Raw genomic sequence first — 18,651 nt, forward strand, 5'->3', positions numbered from 1 at the left:
TCACATGATCCGTAAAGCGAAGGGTCTCAGCGCGCTCGCGTTGCTGGGTGCCGCCGCCCTGGCGATCGCCGGCTGCGCACCGGGCAACACCGCAGCCCCCTCGGCCAACCCCGAGGATCAGAACTCCCTGCCCTCGACCGCGTGGCAGCGCGCCGACGCGGCCGACGTGCAGGACGGGGGCAGCCTGACGCTCGCCGTCGACTCCCTCCCGGTCAACTGGAACAACTTCCACATCGACGGCAACGAGGCCAACACCAACGACATCGTCGCGGCGATGCAGGGTGGGCCCATCAAGATCGACGAGTCCGGCAAGCCCGTCGTCGACGAGAACTATGCCTCCTCGGTCGAGCTGACCAACGAGAGCCCCCAGACCGTCGAGATCAAGCTGAACCCGGATGCCAAGTGGGAGGACGGCACGCCCATCACGGTGGCCGACTACCAGGCGACCTGGAAGGCCAACAACGGCACCAACCCCGACTACGTCGTCATCTCGACCACCGGGTGGGACCAGATCGCCTCCGTGGAGCAGGGTGAGAACGAGTTCGACGTCGTCATCACCTTCTCGTCGGTGTACGCCGACTGGCAGGGCCTGCTCAGCCAGATCCTGCCCGCCAGTGTGGGCAACGACCCGACGACCTTCAACACGGCCTACCTCACGAAGGCCCTGCCCTCGTCCGGGCCGTTCAAGCTCGCCTCGCTCGACAGCACCGCGGGCATCGCCACGCTCGATCGCAACCCGAACTGGTGGGGTGCGACCCCCAAGCTCGAGACCGTCGTCTTCCGCGCCGTGAGCCAGGACCAGCAGGGAACGTCGTTCAGCAACGGCGAGATCGACGCCCTGAACATCTCGGCCAACGCCGACCTGTACCAGACGGCGCAGAACGTCGCGGGCGCGCAGATCCAGGCATCCAACGGTCTGACCTGGACGCACATCACCATGCGCGCCTCGGACGGCCCGCTCGCCGACGTCAACGTCCGCAAGGCCGTGGCATCCATCGTGAACCGCGAACAGATCGCCAACACGGCGAACTCGCCCGTGGGCGTGCCCGCCATCACGCAGGGCAGCTACGTCTTCATGCCCGGTCAGGACGGCTACACCGACGAGGCGCTGCCCTACGACGTCGACGCGGGAGCGCAGTACCTCGAGGACGCCGGCTACACCAAGGACGGCGACTCCTGGGTGAAGGACGGAACGCCGCTGACGCTGACCGTGACCGTCCCCGCCGACACCGCGACGAACGTGCAGCGTGCCGAGCAGATCCAGGCCGACCTCGGCGAGGCGGGCATCCCCGTCGAGCTGACCGCCGTGCCCGTGGGCGGGTACTTCAGCGAGTACGTCATCCCCGGTGACTTCCAGATGGTGACCTTCTCGTGGCGCGGTACGGCCTACCCGATCTCGTCGAGCGAGTCGCTGTTCTCGCCCGTCGACTCGGCGCAGAACTACACCGGCATCACCGACGACCGCCTCGCCGGTCTCTGGGAAGAGGCCAACACCGAGCTCGACCCCGAGGCGCGCCTGCAGACCGCCGAGGAGATCGACAAGGTGCTGTGGGAGTACGTGCCGATCATCCCGATCGCACCCCTGCCCGAGGTCTACGCCGTGTCCGAGGGTTTGGTGAACTGGGGCGCGCGCCAGTTCGAGACCATCGACTGGACGATCGTGGGCTTCGCCAACGCGTAAGCCCGGACGCACGAGGAAGGGGCGGGATCCTGCGGGATCCCGCCCCTTTCGCGTGCCCGGGCCGTTCCTGAGCGTCCCCTGCCCGGGAGCGGCGCGGGCGCCCGGTAGACTGGGTCAGCCCGATTCCGGGCGCCACCCCGAATTTTCCTGGAGACCCTCCATGGCGCACGCCCTTCGTCCTGACCTCCGTAACGTCGCGATCGTCGCGCACGTCGACCACGGCAAGACGACTCTCGTCGACGCCATGCTCCGCCAGACCGGCTCGTTCGGCGACCACGCGCACGTCGAGGAGCGCGCGATGGACTCCAACGACCTCGAGCGCGAGAAGGGCATCACGATCCTCGCCAAGAACACGGCGATCGAGTACAACGGTGCCCACACCGACGTGCCCGTCACGATCAACGTGATCGACACCCCCGGCCACGCCGACTTCGGTGGCGAGGTCGAGCGCGGGCTGTCGATGGTCGACGGCGTCGTGCTGCTCGTCGACGCGTCTGAGGGCCCGCTGCCCCAGACCCGCTTCGTGCTGCGCAAGGCCCTCGAGGCGAAGCTCCCCGTCATCCTGCTCGTCAACAAGACCGACCGCCCCGACGCCCGCATCGCCGAGGTCGAAGAAGAGGCGCACGACCTGCTGCTGGGTCTGGCGTCCGATCTCGTCGACGACGTGCCCGACCTCGACGTCGACGCCCTGCTCGACGTGCCGGTGGTCTACGCCTCGGGTCGTGCGGGCGCGGCATCCCTCAACCGTCCCGCCAACGGCGCGCTGCCCGACAACGACGACCTCGAGCCGCTCTTCGGCGCGATCCTCGAGCACGTCCCGGCTCCGGCCTACGACGACGAGGCGCCGCTGCAGGCGTGGGTCACCAACCTCGACTCCTCGCCGTTCCTCGGCCGCCTCGCGCTGCTGCGGGTGTTCAACGGCACCCTGAAGAAGGGCCAGACCGTGGCCTGGGTCCGTGCCGATGGCACCACCAGCAACGCCCGCGTGACCGAGCTGCTCAAGACCCGCGCGCTCGAGCGCTTCCCCGCCGAAGACGCCGGCCCCGGCGACATCGTCGCCATCGCCGGTTTCCCCGACATCACGATCGGTGAGACCATCGCCGACCCCGAAGACGTGCGTGCGCTCCCGGCCATCACGGTCGACGACCCCGCGATCTCGATGACGATCGGCACCAACACCTCGCCGCTCATGGGCAAGGTGAAGGGCCACAAGCTCACAGCCCGCATGGTGAAGGACCGCCTCGACCGCGAGCTCATCGGCAACGTCTCGCTGAAGGTCGTCGACATCGGACGCCCGGATGCCTGGGAGGTCCAGGGCCGCGGTGAGCTCGCGCTCGCGATCCTCGTCGAGAACATGCGCCGCGAGGGCTTCGAACTCACCGTCGGCAAGCCCCAGGTGGTCACCAAGCGCGGCGACGACGGCAAGCTCAAGGAGCCCTTCGAGCACCTGACCATCGACGCTCCCGAAGAGCACCTCGGCGCGATCACGCAGCTCATGGCCGCTCGCAAGGGCCGCATGGACAACATGACCAACCACGGCACCGGCTGGGTGCGCATGGAGTTCGTCGTGCCTTCCCGCGGCCTCATCGGCTTCCGCAGCGAGTTCCTCACGATCACGCGCGGCACCGGCATCGCCAACGCCATCTCGCACGGCTACGACGACTGGGCGGGCTCGATCACGACCCGCCAGAACGGCTCGATCGTCGCCGACCGCATGGGCGTCGTCACCCCGTTCGCCATGATCGCCCTGCAGGAGCGCATGAGCTTCTTCGTGCAGCCGACCGAAGAGGTCTACGAGGGCATGGTCATCGGCGAGAACTCGCGCGCCGACGACATGGACGTCAACATCACCAAGGAGAAGAAGCTCACGAACATGCGTTCGTCGACCTCCGACTCCTTCGAGTCGATGACGCCCCCGCGCGTGCTCACGCTCGAGGAGTCGCTCGAGTTCGCCCGCGACGACGAATGCGTCGAGGTCACGCCCGAGAAGGTGCGCATCCGCAAGGTCGTGCTCGACGCGACCGAGCGCGGCCGCGCCGCCTCGCGCCTGAAGCGTCAGGATGCCAACGCGTAAGCGTTACCGCCTGTAACGGCCCCGTCGAGCCCACGCTCGGCGGGGCCGTTCCGCGTTCCCGCCGCGCGCGGTGGCCGGCCCGTCGGAGCCCCCCGCCGCGGCGGTGACTGCGCGCGAGGTGGCTGAGCCTGTCGAAGCCACCGGTCCCGGCGGTGAACCAGGGACCTCCGCGCGGGAGGTGGCTGAGCCTGTCGAAGCCACCGGTCCCGGCGGCGACCCAGGGACCTCCGCGCGCGAGGTGGCTGAGCCTGTCGAAGCCCCCGGTCCCTTCGGCGGAAGTCACGGGTCCCTGCGCGCAGCCCGCCCCAGGCAGCTGAGCCCGCTGAAGCCACCGGTCGTCGCGTCTAGGTCAGGGTGCCGTGGCGCAGGTGGCTGAGCCTGTCGAAGCCACCGGTCCCTTCGACAAGCTCAGGGACCTCCGCTCAGCCGGTCGGGTGACGCGACTTCAGCCCTTCGCGACGGTGGCGGGTGCCGGCTCCCGCAGCACCTTCGCGAGCGGTCGCCCCTTCGCCAGCTCGTCGACGAGCTTGTCGAGCACGCGGATGCGGTACATCAGCGGTTCCTCGATGTTCTCGACCCGGATACCGCACACCACCCCGGTCACCAGACTGACGTTCGGGTTCAGCGTCGCCGCGTCGAAGAAATCGCGAAAGGTGGAGGTGCCCTCGGCGTGCGCGGCGAGCGTCGCGTCGTCGAAGCCGGTGAGCCAGCGGATGGCGGCATCCAGTTCGTCCTTCGTGCGCCCCTTGCGCTCCACCTTGGCGAGGTACAGCGGGTAGACCGACGAGAAGGGCATGTCGAAGACGCGGGACATGCTCCGCACGATAGTCGGCCCTCGAGGCCGCGTCGATACGGGCCTCGCCGGCGGCAGCGTGCACGACTCCTGCAGATTCGTCGCGCGGTGCGCAAGACGCGGGCATGGCGACACCTCTGCACGAGCTGTGCACCGTGCACCGGACACATCGCACGGGTTCTAGGACCAGAGCAGCGCCCGGCCCGTTCGTCGAGGCCGTCTGCTGACGTTTCTCCCGCGTCGTGTCCGAGCGCCGCGGACCGGCGGGAAATCCCGCCGGCCGTCAGTGCGACTCGACCACGCACACCGCGCTCATGCCGGCTGTGAGTGCCTCGAAGACGTGCGGCGCGTCGCCGGGATACGACAGGTAGTCGCCGGGGGACAGCTCGTACGGGTCGTCGGCCGGGCCGACCCGGCCGCGACCCGTGACCATCACGAGGTGCTCGACCGTGCCGCGCGGGTGGGGGTCCGACAGCCGTGGCGAGCCCGGCTCGGCGCTCAGCAGGTAGATGTCGCGCCGTGCGTGCGGCGGGCTCGCCGACAGCAGCACGGCGAGATAGTCGGATGCCGACGACGGCACCGCCGTGGCGGCCTCGCCCGCGCGGATCAGGGTGGGGGAGCGCACACCCTCATCGACCAGGACAGCGAACGGGATCTCCAGCGCGCTCGCCAGAGCCCAGAGCGTTTCCACGCTCGGGTTGCCGCCACCGTTCTCGAGCTGGGAGACGGTCGCCTTGGCAACTCCGGCTCTCCGCGCGAGTTCCGAGACGCTGAGATCGCGGCGCTCGCGTTCGCGCCGGAGGGTCGCGGCGATCCGATCTCCGAGGTCCGTCATGCGTTCATTATGCTCACCGTTCGTTCGACTTGACGAACGCCCCACAGTCGTTCACGATGATGACCATGCGTTCGTTCTACCGAACACCTGAGGGTGTCGCCTCCCGACAGGGGCTCGCCGTCGCCCTCGCGACCAGCGCCTACGGGATCTCGTTCGGCGCGCTGGCGGTGGCATCCGGCCTCGACGTCTGGCAGACCTGCGTCCTGAGTCTGCTCATGTTCACCGGCGGCTCGCAGTTCGCCTTCGTCGGCGTCATCGCGGCGGGCGGTCTTGCCGCGGCACCCGCGGCCATCGCGTCGGCGGCGCTGCTCGGCGTGCGCAACGCCGCCTACGCGATGCGGATGGCGCCGGTGATCGCCGGCGGGTTCTGGCGGAAAGCTGCGGCGACGCAGTTCACCATCGACGAGTCGGTCGCCGTGGGCCTCTCGCAGCACACCTCGCGCGCCCGTCGAGCAGGCTTCTGGGTCACGGGCGTCGCGATCTGGGTCGGCTGGAACCTGTCGACACTGGTCGGCGCACTGCTCGGCGACGTGCTCGGCGACCCGCGGGCCTACGGCCTCGACGCGGCGGCGGCCGCGGCGTTCCTGGCGTTGCTCTGGCCCCGCCTGCGGGGGCGTCAGCCGCTCGCGGTCGCGGCCGGCGCCGCTGTCGTCGCGGCGCTGCTCACGCCCGTGCTCATGCCCGGCATCCCGGTCATCGCCGCGGCCGGCGTCGCCGTCGCCGTCGGATTGTTCGATCCGCGTCGGCCCTCGCCCGCCGTTTCCGGCACGCTCGAAGAGAAGGGGATGCCATGACCCTGTGGAATGCGGTGCTGCTGGCGTCCGTCATCTGCGTCGCACTGAAGGCGGTGGGCTACCTGCTCCCCGCGCGGTGGCTCGAGGCCCCGCGCCCCGCGCGGATCGCCGACCTGCTCACGGTCGCGCTCCTGGCGGCCCTCGTGGTGGTGCAGACGCTGGCCGCCGGCCCCGCGATCGTGGTCGATGCACGGGTGCCGGCGGTGGGCGTCGCAGCGCTGCTGCTCTGGGCGCGGGCGCCGTTCCTCGTCGTCGTCGCGGCGGCGGCCGTGACAGCTGCGCTGCTGCGGTCGTGGGGCTGGGCGGCGTGAACGGAACCGCTCACAGCCCGGCCATCGCCGCCGCCCGTACACTGACGCGGTGAGTTCTGGCATCCTGCGCGTGGTCGGCTGGGCCGTCGCCCTCTCGATCGGTGTGTTCTACGGCACGGCGGGTACGGTCGGTCAGGCGTATCTTCTCGGGCCGATCCCGGTCGGGCTCATCCTCGCCACCGTCGGTTGCGCGGCGCTCCTCATCGCGCTGAGGACGCTGACCGGCGACCGGGTGAACGCCCTCGCCGGCGGGCTCGGCATCACCGCGGCGACCTACCTGTTCTCGCAGGTCGGACCGGGCGGATCGGCGATCGTGGCGGCACCGACGGCGGGGACCGAGTGGATTCCGCTGGTGTGGACGGTGGTGGGTCCGGCGCTCATGGTGCTGGTGGCACTGTGGCCGGATTTCTCGAAGATGAGCGCGGCTCAGCGACCCGCCGGATCATAGGCCCGTGCCGCCGCGGCAGGGCCGGACGCCCCGGCGCGATTAGACTGGGAGCGTGACTTACGTGATCGCCCTCCCGTGCGTCGATGTGAAGGACCGCGCCTGCATCGACGAGTGCCCCGTCGACTGCATCTACGAGGGTGAGCGCTCGCTCTACATCCACCCCGACGAATGCGTGGACTGCGGCGCCTGCGAGCCCGTCTGCCCCGTCGAGGCCATCTATTACGAAGACGACCTGCCCGAGGAGTGGGCCGACTACTACAAGGCGAACGTCGAATTCTTCGACGACATCGGCTCGCCCGGCGGCGCCGCCAAGGTCGGCGTGATCGCCAAGGACCACCCCGTCGTCGCAGAGCTCCCCCCGCAGAGCCACTGACCCGTGGGCGTCGCCGATCTCGCCGACTACCCCTGGGATGCCGTCGCCCCCTACGCGGAGCGCGCGCGACGCCACCCCGCCGGCATCGTCGACCTGTCGATCGGCTCGCCGGTCGATCCGACGCCCGACGTCGTCGCCACCGCTCTGGCTGACGCGACCGATGCGCACGCGTACCCTGCGACGGCCGGCACCCCCGCGCTGCGCGAGGCGATCGCCGCCTGGTACGCCCGTCGCCGCGGCGTACCCGGTCTGACCGCCGCGAACGTCCTGCCGACCGTCGGCTCGAAAGAGCTGGTGGCGCTCCTGCCGCTGCTCCTCGGCCTCGGCCCCGGCGACGCCGTCGTGCACCCCCGCGCGGCCTACCCCACCTACGAAGTGGGCGCCCGTCTCGTCGGCGCGGAGCCCGTGGCATCCGACGATCCGGCCGAGTGGCCCGAGAGCACCAGGCTCGTGTGGGTCAACTCGCCCGGAAACCCCGACGGTCGCGTGCTCTCGGTCGCAGAGATGACGGATGCCGTGACTCGCGCTCGCGAACTCGGAGCCGTCCTCGCGTCCGACGAGTGCTACGCCGAGCTCGGGTGGGACGCGCCCTGGGATGCGGAGCGGGTGCCCAGCGTGCTCGACCCGGCGGTCGTGGGCGACGACCTCACCGGTGTGCTGTCGGTGTACTCGCTGAGCAAGCAGTCCAACCTCGCGGGCTACCGCGCCGCGTTCCTGGCCGGTGACGAACAGCTCGTCGCGCGCCTGCTCACCGGGCGCAAGCACCTGGGGCTCATGCCGCCCGCACCGGTGCAGCGGGCGATGACCGTCGCCCTCGGCGACGACGCGCACGTGACGGCGCAGCGCGAGCGTTATGCCCGCCGCCGGGCGATCCTCAAGCCCGCCGTCGAGGCCGCGGGTTTCACGATCGACCGGAGCGAAGCAGGGCTGTATCTGTGGGCGACCGAGGGGCGCGACGCGTGGGAGAGCGTGGGGCGCCTGGCCGACCTCGGCATCCTGGTCGGCCCCGGCCACTTCTACGGCACGCACTTCCCGAACCACGTGCGGTTCTCGCTGACCGCCACCGACGAGCGGATCGCGGCGGCGGCGGAGCGGCTGATGGCCTGACGTCGCGGGTGTCCGTCAGGAGGTTCCCTCCATTCGAAGGGGGCATCCTTTGGCGGTGTCATCTGTACGTCTTCGTGACTACTAGGCTGTAAAAGCATGCGCTCGGGCCACATCCGCGCGCGTGCCGACCCGGATGGCACACCCGTGGCATCCAACGGTCGAGTGCCGCGGGAGCATCAGACCCGCGATCGACCACACGGGCGACGAGAATCGCAAGGAGGCGCGGTGAGCGACGCGGGTACGCAGCAGGACAAGGCCACCCTCTCGGTGGGGGATAAGACCGCCGAATTCCCGATCCTGCGAGGTACCGACGGCGTGCCGAGCATCGACATCGCCTCGCTGACGAAGCAGACCGGGCACACGACCCTCGACTACGGGTTCGTGAACACGGCGTCGACGAAGTCGGACATCACGTACATCGACGGCGATCAGGGCATCCTGCGTTACCGCGGGTACCCGATCGAGCAGCTCGCGAAGAACAGCACCTACCTCGAGGTGGCCTGGCTTCTCATCTACGGCGAGCTGCCCTCGGCATCCGAGCTGGCCTCGTTCGACGAGCGGATCCGCCGTCACACGTTGCTGCACGAAGACCTCAAGCGCTTCTTCTCGTCGCTGCCCCCGACCGCGCACCCCATGTCGGTGCTGTCGGCCGCGACCGCCGCGCTGTCGACGTACTACGAGGCCGAGTCCGACCCGCACAACCCCGAGCACGTCGAGCTCAACACCGTGCGCATGCTCGCCAAGCTCCCCGTGATCGCGGCCTACGCGCACAAGAAGAGCATCGGGCAGGCGTTCCTCTACCCCGACAACTCCCTCGGCTTCGTCGACAACTTCCTGAAGCTCAACTTCGGCGTGCTGAGCGAGATCTACCAGGTCAACCCGGTGATGACCAAGGCGCTCGACCTGCTGCTCATGCTGCACGCCGACCACGAGCAGAACGCGTCCACCTCGACCGTCCGCCTCGTCGGATCGACCGGTGCCAACCAGTTCGCGTCGATCTCCGCCGGCATCCAGGCCCTCTCCGGCCCCCTGCACGGCGGCGCGAACGAGGCCGTGCTGCAGATGCTCGGCCGCATCCGCGACTCGGGCGAGAGCGTCGAGCGCTTCGTGGAGCGGGTCAAGAACAAGGAGCAGGGCGTCAAGCTCATGGGCTTCGGCCACCGGGTCTACAAGAACTACGACCCGCGCGCGAAGCTCGTGAAAGAGTCGGCCGACGAGGTGCTCGATGCCCTGGGCGTCAGCGACCCGCTGCTCGACCTCGCCAAGGAGCTCGAGCAGATCGCGCTCGAAGACGACTACTTCAAGGAGCGTCGTCTGTACCCGAACGTCGACTTCTACACCGGCGTGATCTACAAGGCGATGGGCTTCCCGACGCGCATGTTCACCGTGCTGTTCGCGATCGGTCGTCTGCCCGGCTGGCTCGCCCAGTGGCGCGAGGCCATCACCGACCCGCAGACAAAGATCGGCCGCCCGCAGCAGCTCTACACGGGCGCCGCCGAGCGCAACTACCCCGGGGTCTGACCCCCGCACGGAACGCCTCGTCCCTCTCGCGAGGGGCGGGGCGTTCGCCTTGCGCGACGGCTTTCGTTCTCGAGAAACGCTTTCGCGGGTGAGACACGGCGCGTCGGGGCGTGTTTCGCTCGGGATGGCGTTTCTCGCGAGGGACGGCCGGCCACCCCGCCCCGATGCAGAACGCGCCGACGTCGAGAAACGCTTCGGTGTGTGAGACACGGCGCGTCGGGTTGCGTCTCGTTCGGGATGGTGTTTCTCGCGGAAAGGGCCGGCCGCCCGGGCACCGAGAAACGCTCCGGCGTGTGAGACACGGCGCGTCGTGGCGTGTTTCGCTCACGTTGGTGTTTTTCGCGGAGGAGGGGCGGGCCACCCCAACACGGATTCGGGCACACCGGCGTCGAGAAACGCTCCGGCGTGTGAGACACGGCGCGTCGGGGCGTGTTTCGCTCGGGATGGCGTTTCTCGGGGAAGTGGCTCCGCAGCAGCTCGCCGCGGAGGAGGCTCAGGCGTGCAGCGCCTCGTTCAGCGTCACGCCGACGCCCGCCCGCGCGGACGCCTCGACGGCGCCCGTGAGTGAGTTGCGACGGAACAGGATGCCGTTGCGGCCCGACAGCTCGCCGGCCTTGACCGTCTCGTCGCCGACCTTCACCTTGGTGCCGGCGGTCACGTAGAGGCCCGCCTCGACCACGCAGTCGTCGCCGAGCGAGATGCCGATGCCGGCGTTCGCACCCAGGAGGGTACGCGCTCCGATCGAGACGCGGTGCGTGCCGCCGCCCGAGAGGGTGCCCATGATCGACGCGCCGCCGCCGATGTCGGTGCCGTCGCCGATGACGACGCCCTGCGACACGCGACCCTCGATCATCGACGCGCCGAGGGTGCCCGCGTTGAAGTTGACGAAGCCCTCGTGCATGACGGTGGTGCCGGGGGAGAGGTGGGCGCCGAGGCGCACGCGCGACGCGTCGGCGATGCGCACCCCCGCGGGGAGGACGTAGTCAGTGAGGCGCGGGAACTTGTCGAGACCCTGCAACTCGATGCCGTGATGCTTCAGCTGCGGCAGAAGACGCGCCGCATCGTCAGGGTGAACGGGCCCGGCGTTCGTCCACGCGACATTGGGCAAGTGGCCGAAGATGCCGTCGAGGTTGATCTCGTTGGGACGCACCAGCAGGTGCGACAACGCGTGCAGGCGCAGGTACGCGTCGACGGTGGAGGCGGGCGCGGCGTCGGCGTCGATCGTCAGCGACACCGTCTCGACGACGACGCCGCGACGCTCATCGGGACCGGCGGAGGACTCGAGAGCCGCCTGCTCGGCTTCCAGATCGGCGGTGCCGAGCACCGGCTTCGGGAACCAGGCGTCGAGCGCCGTCCCGTCGGTCGTGCGGGTGGAGAGGCCGGCAGCGCTGATGCGTCGTTCGTTGCTCACACCCTTCAGGCTACCGGCGCGGGCGCGTGTGGAATGATCGGGGCATGCCCGCGCTCGACCTCACCTCCTCGTCCGTCGACCTCACCCGGGCGATCTGCGACATCCACAGCGAGTCCGACGACGAGACGCTTCTCGCGGATGCCATCGAGGCCGCCGTCTCTGCCTATGACCACCTCGAAGTCATCCGCGACGGCGACACCGTGGTGGCGCGCACGTCGCTGGGCCGCAGCCGACGGGTGGTCATCGCGGGCCACATCGACACGGTTCCCATCAATCGCAATCTACCCGTCGAAGACCGCGAGATCGACGGGCAGAAGTTCCTCTGGGGCCGCGGCACGGTCGACATGAAGGCCGGTGTCGCCGTGCAGCTCAAGCTCGCCGCCGAGCTGACCGACCCCGCGGTCGACATCACCTGGATGTGGTACGACCACGAAGAGGTCGACTCGTCGCTGAACGGTCTCGGTCGGCTCTCGCGCAACCGCCCCGACCTGTTCGCGGGCGACTTCGCCATCCTGGGCGAACCCAGCAACGGCGAGGTCGAGGGCGGCTGCAACGGCACGCTCCGCGCGTTGATCCGCACCGACGGCGTCCGTGCGCACAGCGCGCGGTCGTGGATTGGTGAGAACGCCATTCACAAGGCCGCGCCCATCCTCGCGCGCCTCGCCGAGTACCGTGCTCGAGAGATCGAGGTCGAGGGGCTCGTCTACCGCGAGGGGCTCAATGCCGTCCGCATCACCGGCGGAGTGGCGGGCAACGTCATCCCGGATGCCTGCGAGGTCGAGGTGAATTACCGCTTCGCCCCGAGCCGTGATGCGGCCGGCGCCTCGCGGGTCGTCCACGACGTGTTCACCGGTTTCGAGATCGACATCGTCGACATCGCCGAGGGGGCGCGCCCCGGTCTCGACGCCCCGCTGGCGAAGGAATTCGTGGATGCCGTCGGCGCCACGCCCAAGCCGAAGTACGGCTGGACCGATGTGGCGCGCTTCTCGGCACTCGGCATCCCGGCCGTCAACTACGGCCCCGGCGACCCGCACCTCGCGCACCACGACGAAGAGCGCGTGCCGATCTCGCAGATCGACGACGTCGAGCGCGGGCTCCGCGCCTGGCTGAGCGCGTCGTGACCGCCCCCGCCACCGCCTTCACCGTCGAGCGTGGCTGGACGCGACTGCCCGTCGCCGCGCGGATCGCCGTCGTCTACGTGATCGCGCGTGTCATCACGACCGCGTTCTTCCTCTTCGCCGCCGCGCTCTCGGCGGAGGGGTCGCGCTTCGGCGTGGCTCCCTCGCTGCCGGATCTCGCGATCGGGTGGGACGCGCAGTGGTACTGGACCGTGGCCGTCTCGGGCTACCCGTCGCAGCTGCCGCTCGCCGACGCGGGCCACGTGGCCGAGAACGCCTGGGCGTTCATGCCGCTCTACTCGTTCCTCTCCGCCGGAGTGGGCTTCTTCCTCGGGTCGTGGGGCGCGGGAGCCGTCGTGATCTCCCTCGTCTCGGGCTACGGCGCCTGCGTGGTGCTGCACGCCATGCTGCGCGAGCGCATCGGCACGGGCGCAGCGATGTGGGCCGTGGTCTTCTTCTCCTGCGGTCCGCTGGCGGCCCTCTTCCAGGTCGGCTACGCCGAGACGCTCTTCCTCTTCCTGCTCTTCCTGGCGATCCTGTGCGTGCAGCAGCGGCGGTGGGGATGGCTGTACCTGCTGGTGCCCGCGATGGGCTACACCCGCCCCGGCATTCTGGCGTTCGCGCTGTTCCTCGGCCTCTACGGCATCCATCGCTTCCTCCGGCGACGCCGAGAAGCACTGCCACGGCGCGACGTGGTGCACATCGTGGCCCTGGGCGCGCTGGCCACGCTCGTCGGATTCTCGTGGCAGTGGATCGCCGGCGCCGTGACCGGCAACCCGGGGGCCTACCTCGCCACCGAGCTGGCCTGGCGTCGCAATTGGCTCGGCGGCGAGACCGGCTTCGTCCCGGTCGACGGATTCGCCAAGGCCGCGGGGTTCTGGTTCACCCAGTGGGGCCTCGGGCCGGAGATGGGCTACATCTCCCTCTTCCTCCTGGTGGTCGGGGTGGCGGCGGCGCTGTTGCTGCTGCCGCAGGTGAAGAAGCTCGGCATCGAGGTGCGCCTGTGGTCGGCGAGCTATCTCGTTTACCTGCTGCTGGTGTTCTTCCCGCAGTCGAGTGTCTTCCGTCTGCTCGTCCCGGTGTCACCGCTCTGGGGGGCGTTCGCCGTCGCGCGATCGCTCCCGTGGCGCCTCGGTGTGCTCGCGCTTGCCCTCGTCGGGCAGTGGTGGTGGATCTACAACATGTACGCGTTGGGCAACACGTACTGGCAGATTCCCTGACCCGTGACCTCCGACTGGTCACCCGTGACGGCGGGTCGCGCCGACGACCGACTAAACTAGGTGACAGCAATCACGAGAAGGGGGCCGCGATGGCAGCCATGAAGCCGCGTACCGGTGACGGACCGATGGAGGCCGTGAAGGAGGGTCGGTTGATCATCGTGCGGGTGCCGCTCGAAGGTGGGGGCCGACTCGTCGTCTCTGTCAACGACGCCGAAGCGAAGGAACTTTACGACGTCCTCGGTGGCGTCGTCACCGCCTGACGACCATCAACGTGCGAAGGCCGGCTCCGACAGGGGTCGGCCTTCCGTGTTTCCGGACGATTCGCGGGCTCGTGCACGGTGGGGCGACCGGCGGGCTGCGTCGCCCCGAGGCGTCGGATCCTGCGCCGAGCGCGGGCGCGCGGGCTGCGTCACCCCGAGGCATAGGACCCTGCGCCGAGCGCGGGCGCCCACCACCGCGGCGCGGGCAGACTCAGCGTCGCCGGCGAAGACGGGCGCGCGGGCCCGGTCGAGCGAGCCGTGCAGGGGTGGTTCTTCGCGGTCAGGCGTCGGTGGGGCGCGTGGTGAGCTGCAAGAGGCCTTCGCCCGTCGTCGAGAGCGCACCGATGACCGCGGGCGACGACTGGATCTCCTGGATGAGCGAGCGATACGCCGTCGTCACGGCGTCGCGACGCACGGGGTCCGCCACCGCGCCATTGGCCAGCACACGCGGGATGAGCACCGTGCCGCCCGCACGGACGAGGCGCAGGCCGTGCTCGACGTACTCGATCACGCCCTCGGGGTCGGCATCGATGAAGACGATGTCGTACGACGCCTCATTCATCCGCGGCAGAACGTGCGACGCCCGGCCGGTGATGAAACGTGCCCGCGCCGCGGGGATGCGCGCATCGATGAAGGCGGAACGGGCGGCGCCGAGGTGCTCGGGCTCGTTGTCGATCGTCGTGAGGGTGGCGCGCGGAGAACCGTGCAAGAGCCACAGACCGGACACGCCGCCACCGGTGCCCACCTCGACGATGTTCAGGGCACGGGATGCCGCGGCGATGACGGCCGTCTGCGCGCCGACCGCCGCGCTGATCGGCGCGGCTCCGAGTTCGAGGGCGTGCGCCCGGGCACGAGCGATGTGCTCGGGCTCGACCGTCGACTCCTGCACGAACCGTTCGTTCGCCTGCTGACCGCTCACGTGGACCTCCATCCTTCAGGCTAGACGGCCGACCGGTGCGGGACCCCCAGGCGCGGCCGGTAATCTAAAGCCATGTTCTTCGGCCTCACGATCGAGAAGCTGATGCTGATCGGCGTGATCGCCGCGGTACTCATCGGACCCGAGCGTCTGCCGCGCTACGCGGAGGCCCTCGCGAAGTTCACCAAGCGCGCGAAAGAGACGCTGCAGGGCGCACGATCCCGGATGCGCGACGAGATGGGCCCCGAGTTCGACGACGTCGACTGGAAGAAGCTCGATCCGCGTCAGTACGACCCGCGTCGCATCATCCGCGAAGCGCTGCTCGAAGACACCCCCACCGCGACGATGCGCGCGGCCGGCGCAGCGGCTCTCGCGGCGCGCGAGAAGCCCGAGACGACGCCGTTCGTTGCGGGGGATCGTCCGCCCTTCGACGACGAAGCGACCTGACCCGACTCCCGGCGGAACGAGGTTGCCGACGGGGCAGGACCTCGGCCGGTCGCAGCCGCAGCGTGACGGGCGGCACGGCGAGCTCGGATGCCGTGGGTGCGTCGCTCGTGGTGTCACGGCAACAGGGGGTGCCACGGGAACAGGGCGATCGGGCTCGCCGCGGCCTGTTCTCGATGCAAGGTCCTGTTCTGGTGACGGTGGCGGCGCGAGCTCGGATGCCGTGGGGGCGTCGCTCCCGGTGTCACCGAAACAGGGGATGTCACGGGAACAGGACGATCGGGCCCGCCGCGGCCTGTCCTCGATGCAACGTCCTGTTCTGGTGACGGGGGGCGCGGCGAGCCCCCGTCAGATGCTGAGGCGCAGCGGCTTGCCCGAGAGACCGCGGGGACGAACGGCCAGCGCGGCCGCGGCGGCGTCGATCGCCCGGGCGGCCGGGTCGTCGGGCTGCGCGATGACCACCGGGCGTCCGTCGTCGCCGCCCGTGCGCAGGGCGGGGCTCAGGGGAACGGATGCCAGCAGCGGCACCGCGTTGCCCTCGCTCGACAGGGCGCGGGCCACCTCTTCGCCGCCACCCGCGCCGAAAAGGTCGAGCACCGTCCCATCGGGGAGGGTCATGGCGGCCATGTTCTCGATCACGCCGATCGGCTTCTGTCCGGTCTGGCGTGCGACGAGCCCCGACCGTACGGCCACCTCGGCGGCGGCCGCCTGCGGTGTCGTCACGACCAGCACGTCGGCGTGGGGGAGCAGTTGCCCGACCGAGATCGCCACGTCGCCGGTGCCCGGCGGCATGTCGAGAAGGAGCACGTCGAGATCGCCGAAGAACACGTCGGTGAGGAACTGCTGCACGGTGCGGTGCAGCATCGGTCCGCGCCACGCCACCGCGCCCGCGGCATCCTCTCCCGGGCGGCGCAGGAACATACCGATGGAGATGACCTTCACACCGTAGGCGACCGGCGGGAGGATGAGGTCGTCGAGCTTCGTCGGCGCCGGGGGCAGTCCGTCGGCGTCGACGAGCCCCAGCAGACCCGGGATCGAGAAGCCGTGCACGTCGGCATCCACGAGTCCGACGCGCAGCCCGCGCGTCGCGAGTGCGACCGCGAGATTGGCCGTGACGGTCGACTTGCCGACGCCGCCCTTGCCGCTGGTCACCGCGATGACGCGGGTGAGCGAATCGGGGCCGAAGGGCATCTCGCGTTTCGCGCGGCCGCCCCGGAGCTTCTCGGTGAGCGCCTTGCGCTCGTCGGGCGACATCACGCCGACCCGCACGTCGACCGCGTCGACCCCGGCGACCGAGGCCGCGGCATCCCGTACATCGCGCTCGATGCGGTCCGCGGCGGGGCACCCGACGATCGTCAGGGCGATCGCGACGTCGGCGGTCGAGCCGTGCACGTCGACGGCGCGCACCATATCGAGCTCGCCGAGGGGCCGACGGAGCTCGGGGTCGGTCACGGCGGCGACGGCTGCGCGCACGCGCTCGGCGAGCTCGGCGGTCACGAGGTCGCCCGGCTGTGCTCGTCGCTCTCGTCGAGACGCTCGAGAGCAGCCTTGAGCTCGCTGCGCAGGGTGTCTTTCGTGATGACCTCGTCGGTCAGGTCGCGCACGGCCATGCGCAGCGCGACGATCTCTCGAGCGAGGTACTCGGTGTCGGCGAGGTTGCGTTCCGCGCGCTGGCGGTCCTGCTCGATCTGCACGCGGTCGCGGTCGTCTTGGCGGTTCTGCGCGAGGAGGATGAGGGGCGCGGCGTACGACGCCTGCAACGAGAGCACCAGCGTCAGCGCGGTGAAGCCGATCGCGGCGGAGTCGAAGCGCCAGTCGTCGGGGGCGATCGAGTTCCACCCCATCCAGAGCACGCAGAAGAGCGTCAGCGACAGCAGGAACGTCGGCGTCCCCATCGCGCGGGCCACCCACTCGGTGAAGCGTCCGAAGCGGTCGCGCGAGGGCTGCGGTGCGCGCGGGGCGAGCACGCCGGTGCGCCCGCGGGGTGCGTCGAGGGCGGGCGTCTTGTTGTTGCGTGCCATCAGCGCCTCCTCGGGGTCTGCGGGATCTGCGTGGGGATGCTCTGCGTCAAGGTCGGTCTGACCGTGGCCTTCGGATGGGGATCATCGCTGTCGTGCGTGCGCCAGTCGTCGGGCAGCAGGTAGTCGAGCACGTCGTCGACGCTGACGCAGCCGACGAGGCGATGCGCCTGATCGACCACCGGCAGAGAGACGAGGTTGTAGCTGGCGAGCAGGCGCGCCACCTCGGCGGCGGTGGCGTCGGCGGGCACCGGCTCGAGCGTGTCGTCGATGATCGTGCCCAGACGCTCGTGCGGCGGGTAGCGCAGCATCCGTTGGAAGTGCACCGTGCCGAGCAGGCGGCCCGTCGGCGTCTCGTACGGCGGCAAGGTGATGAACACGGATGCCGCGAGCGCGGGGTGCAGTTCGTGGCGACGGATGAGGGCCAGGGCCTCGGCCACCGTGGCATCCGCCGAGAGCACGATCGGCTCGGGCGTCATCAGACCACCCGCGGTGTCGGGTCCGTACTGCAGCAGCGCGCGCACGTCGTCGGCTTCCTCGGGCTCCATCAGCTCGAGGAGCTGCTCGGAGCGGGACTCGGGCAGCTGACCGAGGAGGTCGGCCGCATCGTCGGGCTCCATGGCATCCAGGATGTCGGCGGCGCGCTCGTCGCCGAGCTGCTCGAGAATGTGCACCTGCTCGTCTTCGGGCATCTCCTCGAGGGCGTCGGCGAGGCGGTCGTCGCTGAGCTCCTCGGCGACCTCGATCAAGCGCTCCTCGGGCAGGTCGAGCAGGGTGTTGGCGAGGTCTGCGGGCTTCAGCTCGGAGTAGGTCGCGACGAGCTGCTCGGCGGACTGGGCCTCGCCGGGCGTCTGGTTCTCGCGGACGGCGCTCCAGGCGGCGAAGGTCGTCGCGCCCTTCGCGAACGGCGACGCGCTCGTGCGGGGGCGGCGGAGGAAGAGCTGGCCCACGTCCCATTCGCCGAGGCGGTTGCGTTCGATGGCGACGTCTTCGATGACGGCGCTGCCCGAGCCGTCGACGAGGCTCACGCGGCGGCCGAGCATCTCGGCCATGACCCGCACCTCGCCGCCGCGCTGTTGGAAGCGGCGGACGTTGATGAGACCGGTGGTGATGACCTGGCCGGCCTGGATGGATGTCACGCGCCCGATGGACACGAACACATGTCGACGCCCGGGGATCTCGACGACGAGGCCCACGACGCGCGGTGCGGCGGATGCGCGGTAGATCACCACGACGTCGCGCACCTTGCCCAGGCGGTCGCCCGCCGGGTCGAACACCGTGCAGCCCGCCAAGCGGGCGACGAAAACCCTCTGCGTGCTCACTGGAC

The 18,651-nt window shown here is 70.0% G+C and carries 19 protein-coding genes; 12 read left to right on the forward strand and 7 right to left on the reverse strand.

The features are described from left to right. The first annotated feature begins 4 nt into the window (after positions 1–4). Positions 5–1,681 carry an ABC transporter family substrate-binding protein gene (locus AS029_RS03805; RefSeq protein ID WP_058231279.1) on the forward strand — a complete coding sequence of 559 codons (1,677 nt, stop codon included), beginning with the start codon at positions 5–7 and terminating at the stop codon, positions 1,679–1,681. 160 nt (positions 1,682–1,841) lie between these two features. Further along, entirely contained in the window at positions 1,842–3,755 is a 1,914-nt protein-coding gene (gene typA, locus AS029_RS03810; RefSeq protein WP_058231280.1) for a translational GTPase TypA, read from the forward strand. Positions 3,756–4,200: 445 nt separating this feature from the next. Here typA and AS029_RS03815 read toward each other — a convergent pair whose 3' ends face one another. Together AS029_RS03815 and AS029_RS03820 are read right to left on the reverse strand one after the other, a co-directional pair. Further along, on the reverse strand, positions 4,201–4,569 hold the full coding sequence (locus AS029_RS03815) for a DUF2200 domain-containing protein (RefSeq protein ID WP_058231281.1): 369 nt from the start codon (positions 4,567–4,569) through the stop codon (positions 4,201–4,203). A gap of 262 nt (positions 4,570–4,831) precedes the next feature. Then, entirely contained in the window at positions 4,832–5,383 is a 552-nt protein-coding gene (locus AS029_RS03820; RefSeq protein ID WP_058231282.1) for a helix-turn-helix domain-containing protein, read from the reverse strand. Between the two features lie 65 nt (positions 5,384–5,448). Here AS029_RS03820 and AS029_RS03825 point away from each other — a divergent pair, with 65 nt between their 5' ends. From AS029_RS03825 to AS029_RS03850, 6 genes are all read left to right on the forward strand, one after another. Next, positions 5,449–6,177, forward strand: coding sequence for an AzlC family ABC transporter permease (locus AS029_RS03825; RefSeq protein WP_058231637.1), 729 nt, complete (start codon positions 5,449–5,451; stop codon positions 6,175–6,177). Then, on the forward strand, positions 6,174–6,488 hold the full coding sequence (locus AS029_RS03830) for an AzlD domain-containing protein (RefSeq protein WP_058231283.1): 315 nt from the start codon (positions 6,174–6,176) through the stop codon (positions 6,486–6,488). The genes AS029_RS03825 and AS029_RS03830 overlap by 4 nt, the downstream gene beginning before the upstream one ends. Positions 6,489–6,537: 49 nt before the next feature. Continuing rightward, complete coding sequence (locus AS029_RS03835) at positions 6,538–6,936, forward strand: hypothetical protein (protein WP_058231284.1); 399 nt, start codon at positions 6,538–6,540, stop codon at positions 6,934–6,936. A gap of 52 nt (positions 6,937–6,988) precedes the next feature. Continuing rightward, complete coding sequence (gene fdxA, locus AS029_RS03840) at positions 6,989–7,309, forward strand: ferredoxin (protein ID WP_058231285.1); 321 nt, start codon at positions 6,989–6,991, stop codon at positions 7,307–7,309. 3 nt (positions 7,310–7,312) lie between these two features. After that, a complete protein-coding gene (gene dapC / locus AS029_RS03845) occupies positions 7,313–8,416 on the forward strand; it encodes a succinyldiaminopimelate transaminase (protein ID WP_058231286.1) in 1,104 nt (367 codons plus the stop codon). Between the two features lie 225 nt (positions 8,417–8,641). Further along, positions 8,642–9,937 (forward strand): citrate synthase, encoded by a 1,296-nt coding sequence (locus tag AS029_RS03850; RefSeq protein WP_074615841.1) that lies wholly within the window; start codon positions 8,642–8,644, stop codon positions 9,935–9,937. A gap of 493 nt (positions 9,938–10,430) precedes the next feature. Here AS029_RS03850 and dapD read toward each other — a convergent pair whose 3' ends face one another. Next, positions 10,431–11,348 carry a 2,3,4,5-tetrahydropyridine-2,6-dicarboxylate N-succinyltransferase gene (dapD, locus tag AS029_RS03855; protein WP_058231287.1) on the reverse strand — a complete coding sequence of 306 codons (918 nt, stop codon included), beginning with the start codon at positions 11,346–11,348 and terminating at the stop codon, positions 10,431–10,433. A gap of 44 nt (positions 11,349–11,392) precedes the next feature. On the opposite strand from dapD, the gene dapE reads away from it, so the two are divergent. The 3 genes from dapE to AS029_RS16820 all read left to right on the forward strand — a co-directional run bounded on the left by dapE (position 11,393) and on the right by AS029_RS16820 (position 13,946). Continuing rightward, positions 11,393–12,469 (forward strand): succinyl-diaminopimelate desuccinylase, encoded by a 1,077-nt coding sequence (dapE, locus tag AS029_RS03860; protein WP_058231288.1) that lies wholly within the window; start codon positions 11,393–11,395, stop codon positions 12,467–12,469. Continuing rightward, a complete protein-coding gene (locus tag AS029_RS03865; protein WP_058231289.1) occupies positions 12,466–13,686 on the forward strand; it encodes a hypothetical protein in 1,221 nt (406 codons plus the stop codon). Before dapE ends, AS029_RS03865 begins: the two co-directional genes overlap by 4 nt. 89 nt (positions 13,687–13,775) lie before the next feature. Next, positions 13,776–13,946 carry a DUF3117 domain-containing protein gene (locus tag AS029_RS16820; protein ID WP_074615842.1) on the forward strand — a complete coding sequence of 57 codons (171 nt, stop codon included), beginning with the start codon at positions 13,776–13,778 and terminating at the stop codon, positions 13,944–13,946. Between the two features lie 280 nt (positions 13,947–14,226). Here AS029_RS16820 and AS029_RS03870 read toward each other — a convergent pair whose 3' ends face one another. Next, complete coding sequence (locus AS029_RS03870) at positions 14,227–14,865, reverse strand: O-methyltransferase (protein ID WP_058231639.1); 639 nt, start codon at positions 14,863–14,865, stop codon at positions 14,227–14,229. 72 nt (positions 14,866–14,937) lie between these two features. Here AS029_RS03870 and AS029_RS03875 point away from each other — a divergent pair, with 72 nt between their 5' ends. After that, positions 14,938–15,309: a twin-arginine translocase TatA/TatE family subunit gene (locus AS029_RS03875; RefSeq protein ID WP_058231290.1), complete on the forward strand. Its 372-nt coding sequence runs from the start codon at positions 14,938–14,940 to the stop codon at positions 15,307–15,309. Between the two features lie 345 nt (positions 15,310–15,654). On the opposite strand, the gene AS029_RS03880 is transcribed toward AS029_RS03875, so the two are convergent. From AS029_RS03880 to AS029_RS03890, 3 genes are read right to left on the reverse strand one after another with little or no spacing between them, the layout of a single operon-like run. Next, positions 15,655–16,803, reverse strand: coding sequence for an Mrp/NBP35 family ATP-binding protein (locus AS029_RS03880; RefSeq protein ID WP_058231291.1), 1,149 nt, complete (start codon positions 16,801–16,803; stop codon positions 15,655–15,657). Next, positions 16,800–17,327 carry a DUF1003 domain-containing protein gene (locus AS029_RS03885; protein WP_058231292.1) on the reverse strand — a complete coding sequence of 176 codons (528 nt, stop codon included), beginning with the start codon at positions 17,325–17,327 and terminating at the stop codon, positions 16,800–16,802. The genes AS029_RS03880 and AS029_RS03885 overlap by 4 nt, the downstream gene beginning before the upstream one ends. After that, the gene (locus AS029_RS03890) at positions 17,327–18,646 is read right to left on the reverse strand and encodes a magnesium transporter (RefSeq protein ID WP_058231293.1); all 1,320 of its coding nucleotides are present in this window, start codon (positions 18,644–18,646) and stop codon (positions 17,327–17,329) included. The genes AS029_RS03885 and AS029_RS03890 overlap by 1 nt, the downstream gene beginning before the upstream one ends. Positions 18,647–18,651: the final 5 nt, after the last annotated feature.

The sequence above is a fragment of the Microbacterium enclense genome, assembly GCF_001456955.1.
Classification (GTDB): Bacteria; Actinomycetota; Actinomycetes; order Actinomycetales; family Microbacteriaceae; genus Microbacterium; species Microbacterium enclense.

What these genes read in the sequence shown, in the direction of transcription:
- AS029_RS03825 (WP_058231637.1), top strand. Translation starts at nt 5,449, where the DNA reads ATGCGTTCGTTCTACCGAACACCTGAGGGTGTCGCCTCCCGACAGGGG.
- typA (WP_058231280.1), top strand. Translation starts at nt 1,842, where the DNA reads ATGGCGCACGCCCTTCGTCCTGACCTCCGTAACGTCGCGATCGTCGCG.
- AS029_RS03830 (WP_058231283.1), top strand. Translation starts at nt 6,174, where the DNA reads ATGACCCTGTGGAATGCGGTGCTGCTGGCGTCCGTCATCTGCGTCGCA.
- dapE (WP_058231288.1), top strand. Translation starts at nt 11,393, where the DNA reads ATGCCCGCGCTCGACCTCACCTCCTCGTCCGTCGACCTCACCCGGGCG.
- AS029_RS03885 (WP_058231292.1), bottom strand. Translation starts at nt 17,327, where the DNA reads ATGGCACGCAACAACAAGACGCCCGCCCTCGACGCACCCCGCGGGCGC.
- AS029_RS16820 (WP_074615842.1), top strand. Translation starts at nt 13,776, where the DNA reads ATGGCAGCCATGAAGCCGCGTACCGGTGACGGACCGATGGAGGCCGTG.
- AS029_RS03875 (WP_058231290.1), top strand. Translation starts at nt 14,938, where the DNA reads ATGTTCTTCGGCCTCACGATCGAGAAGCTGATGCTGATCGGCGTGATC.
- AS029_RS03820 (WP_058231282.1), bottom strand. Translation starts at nt 5,383, where the DNA reads ATGACGGACCTCGGAGATCGGATCGCCGCGACCCTCCGGCGCGAACGC.
- AS029_RS03815 (WP_058231281.1), bottom strand. Translation starts at nt 4,569, where the DNA reads ATGTCCCGCGTCTTCGACATGCCCTTCTCGTCGGTCTACCCGCTGTAC.
- AS029_RS03805 (WP_058231279.1), top strand. Translation starts at nt 5, where the DNA reads ATGATCCGTAAAGCGAAGGGTCTCAGCGCGCTCGCGTTGCTGGGTGCC.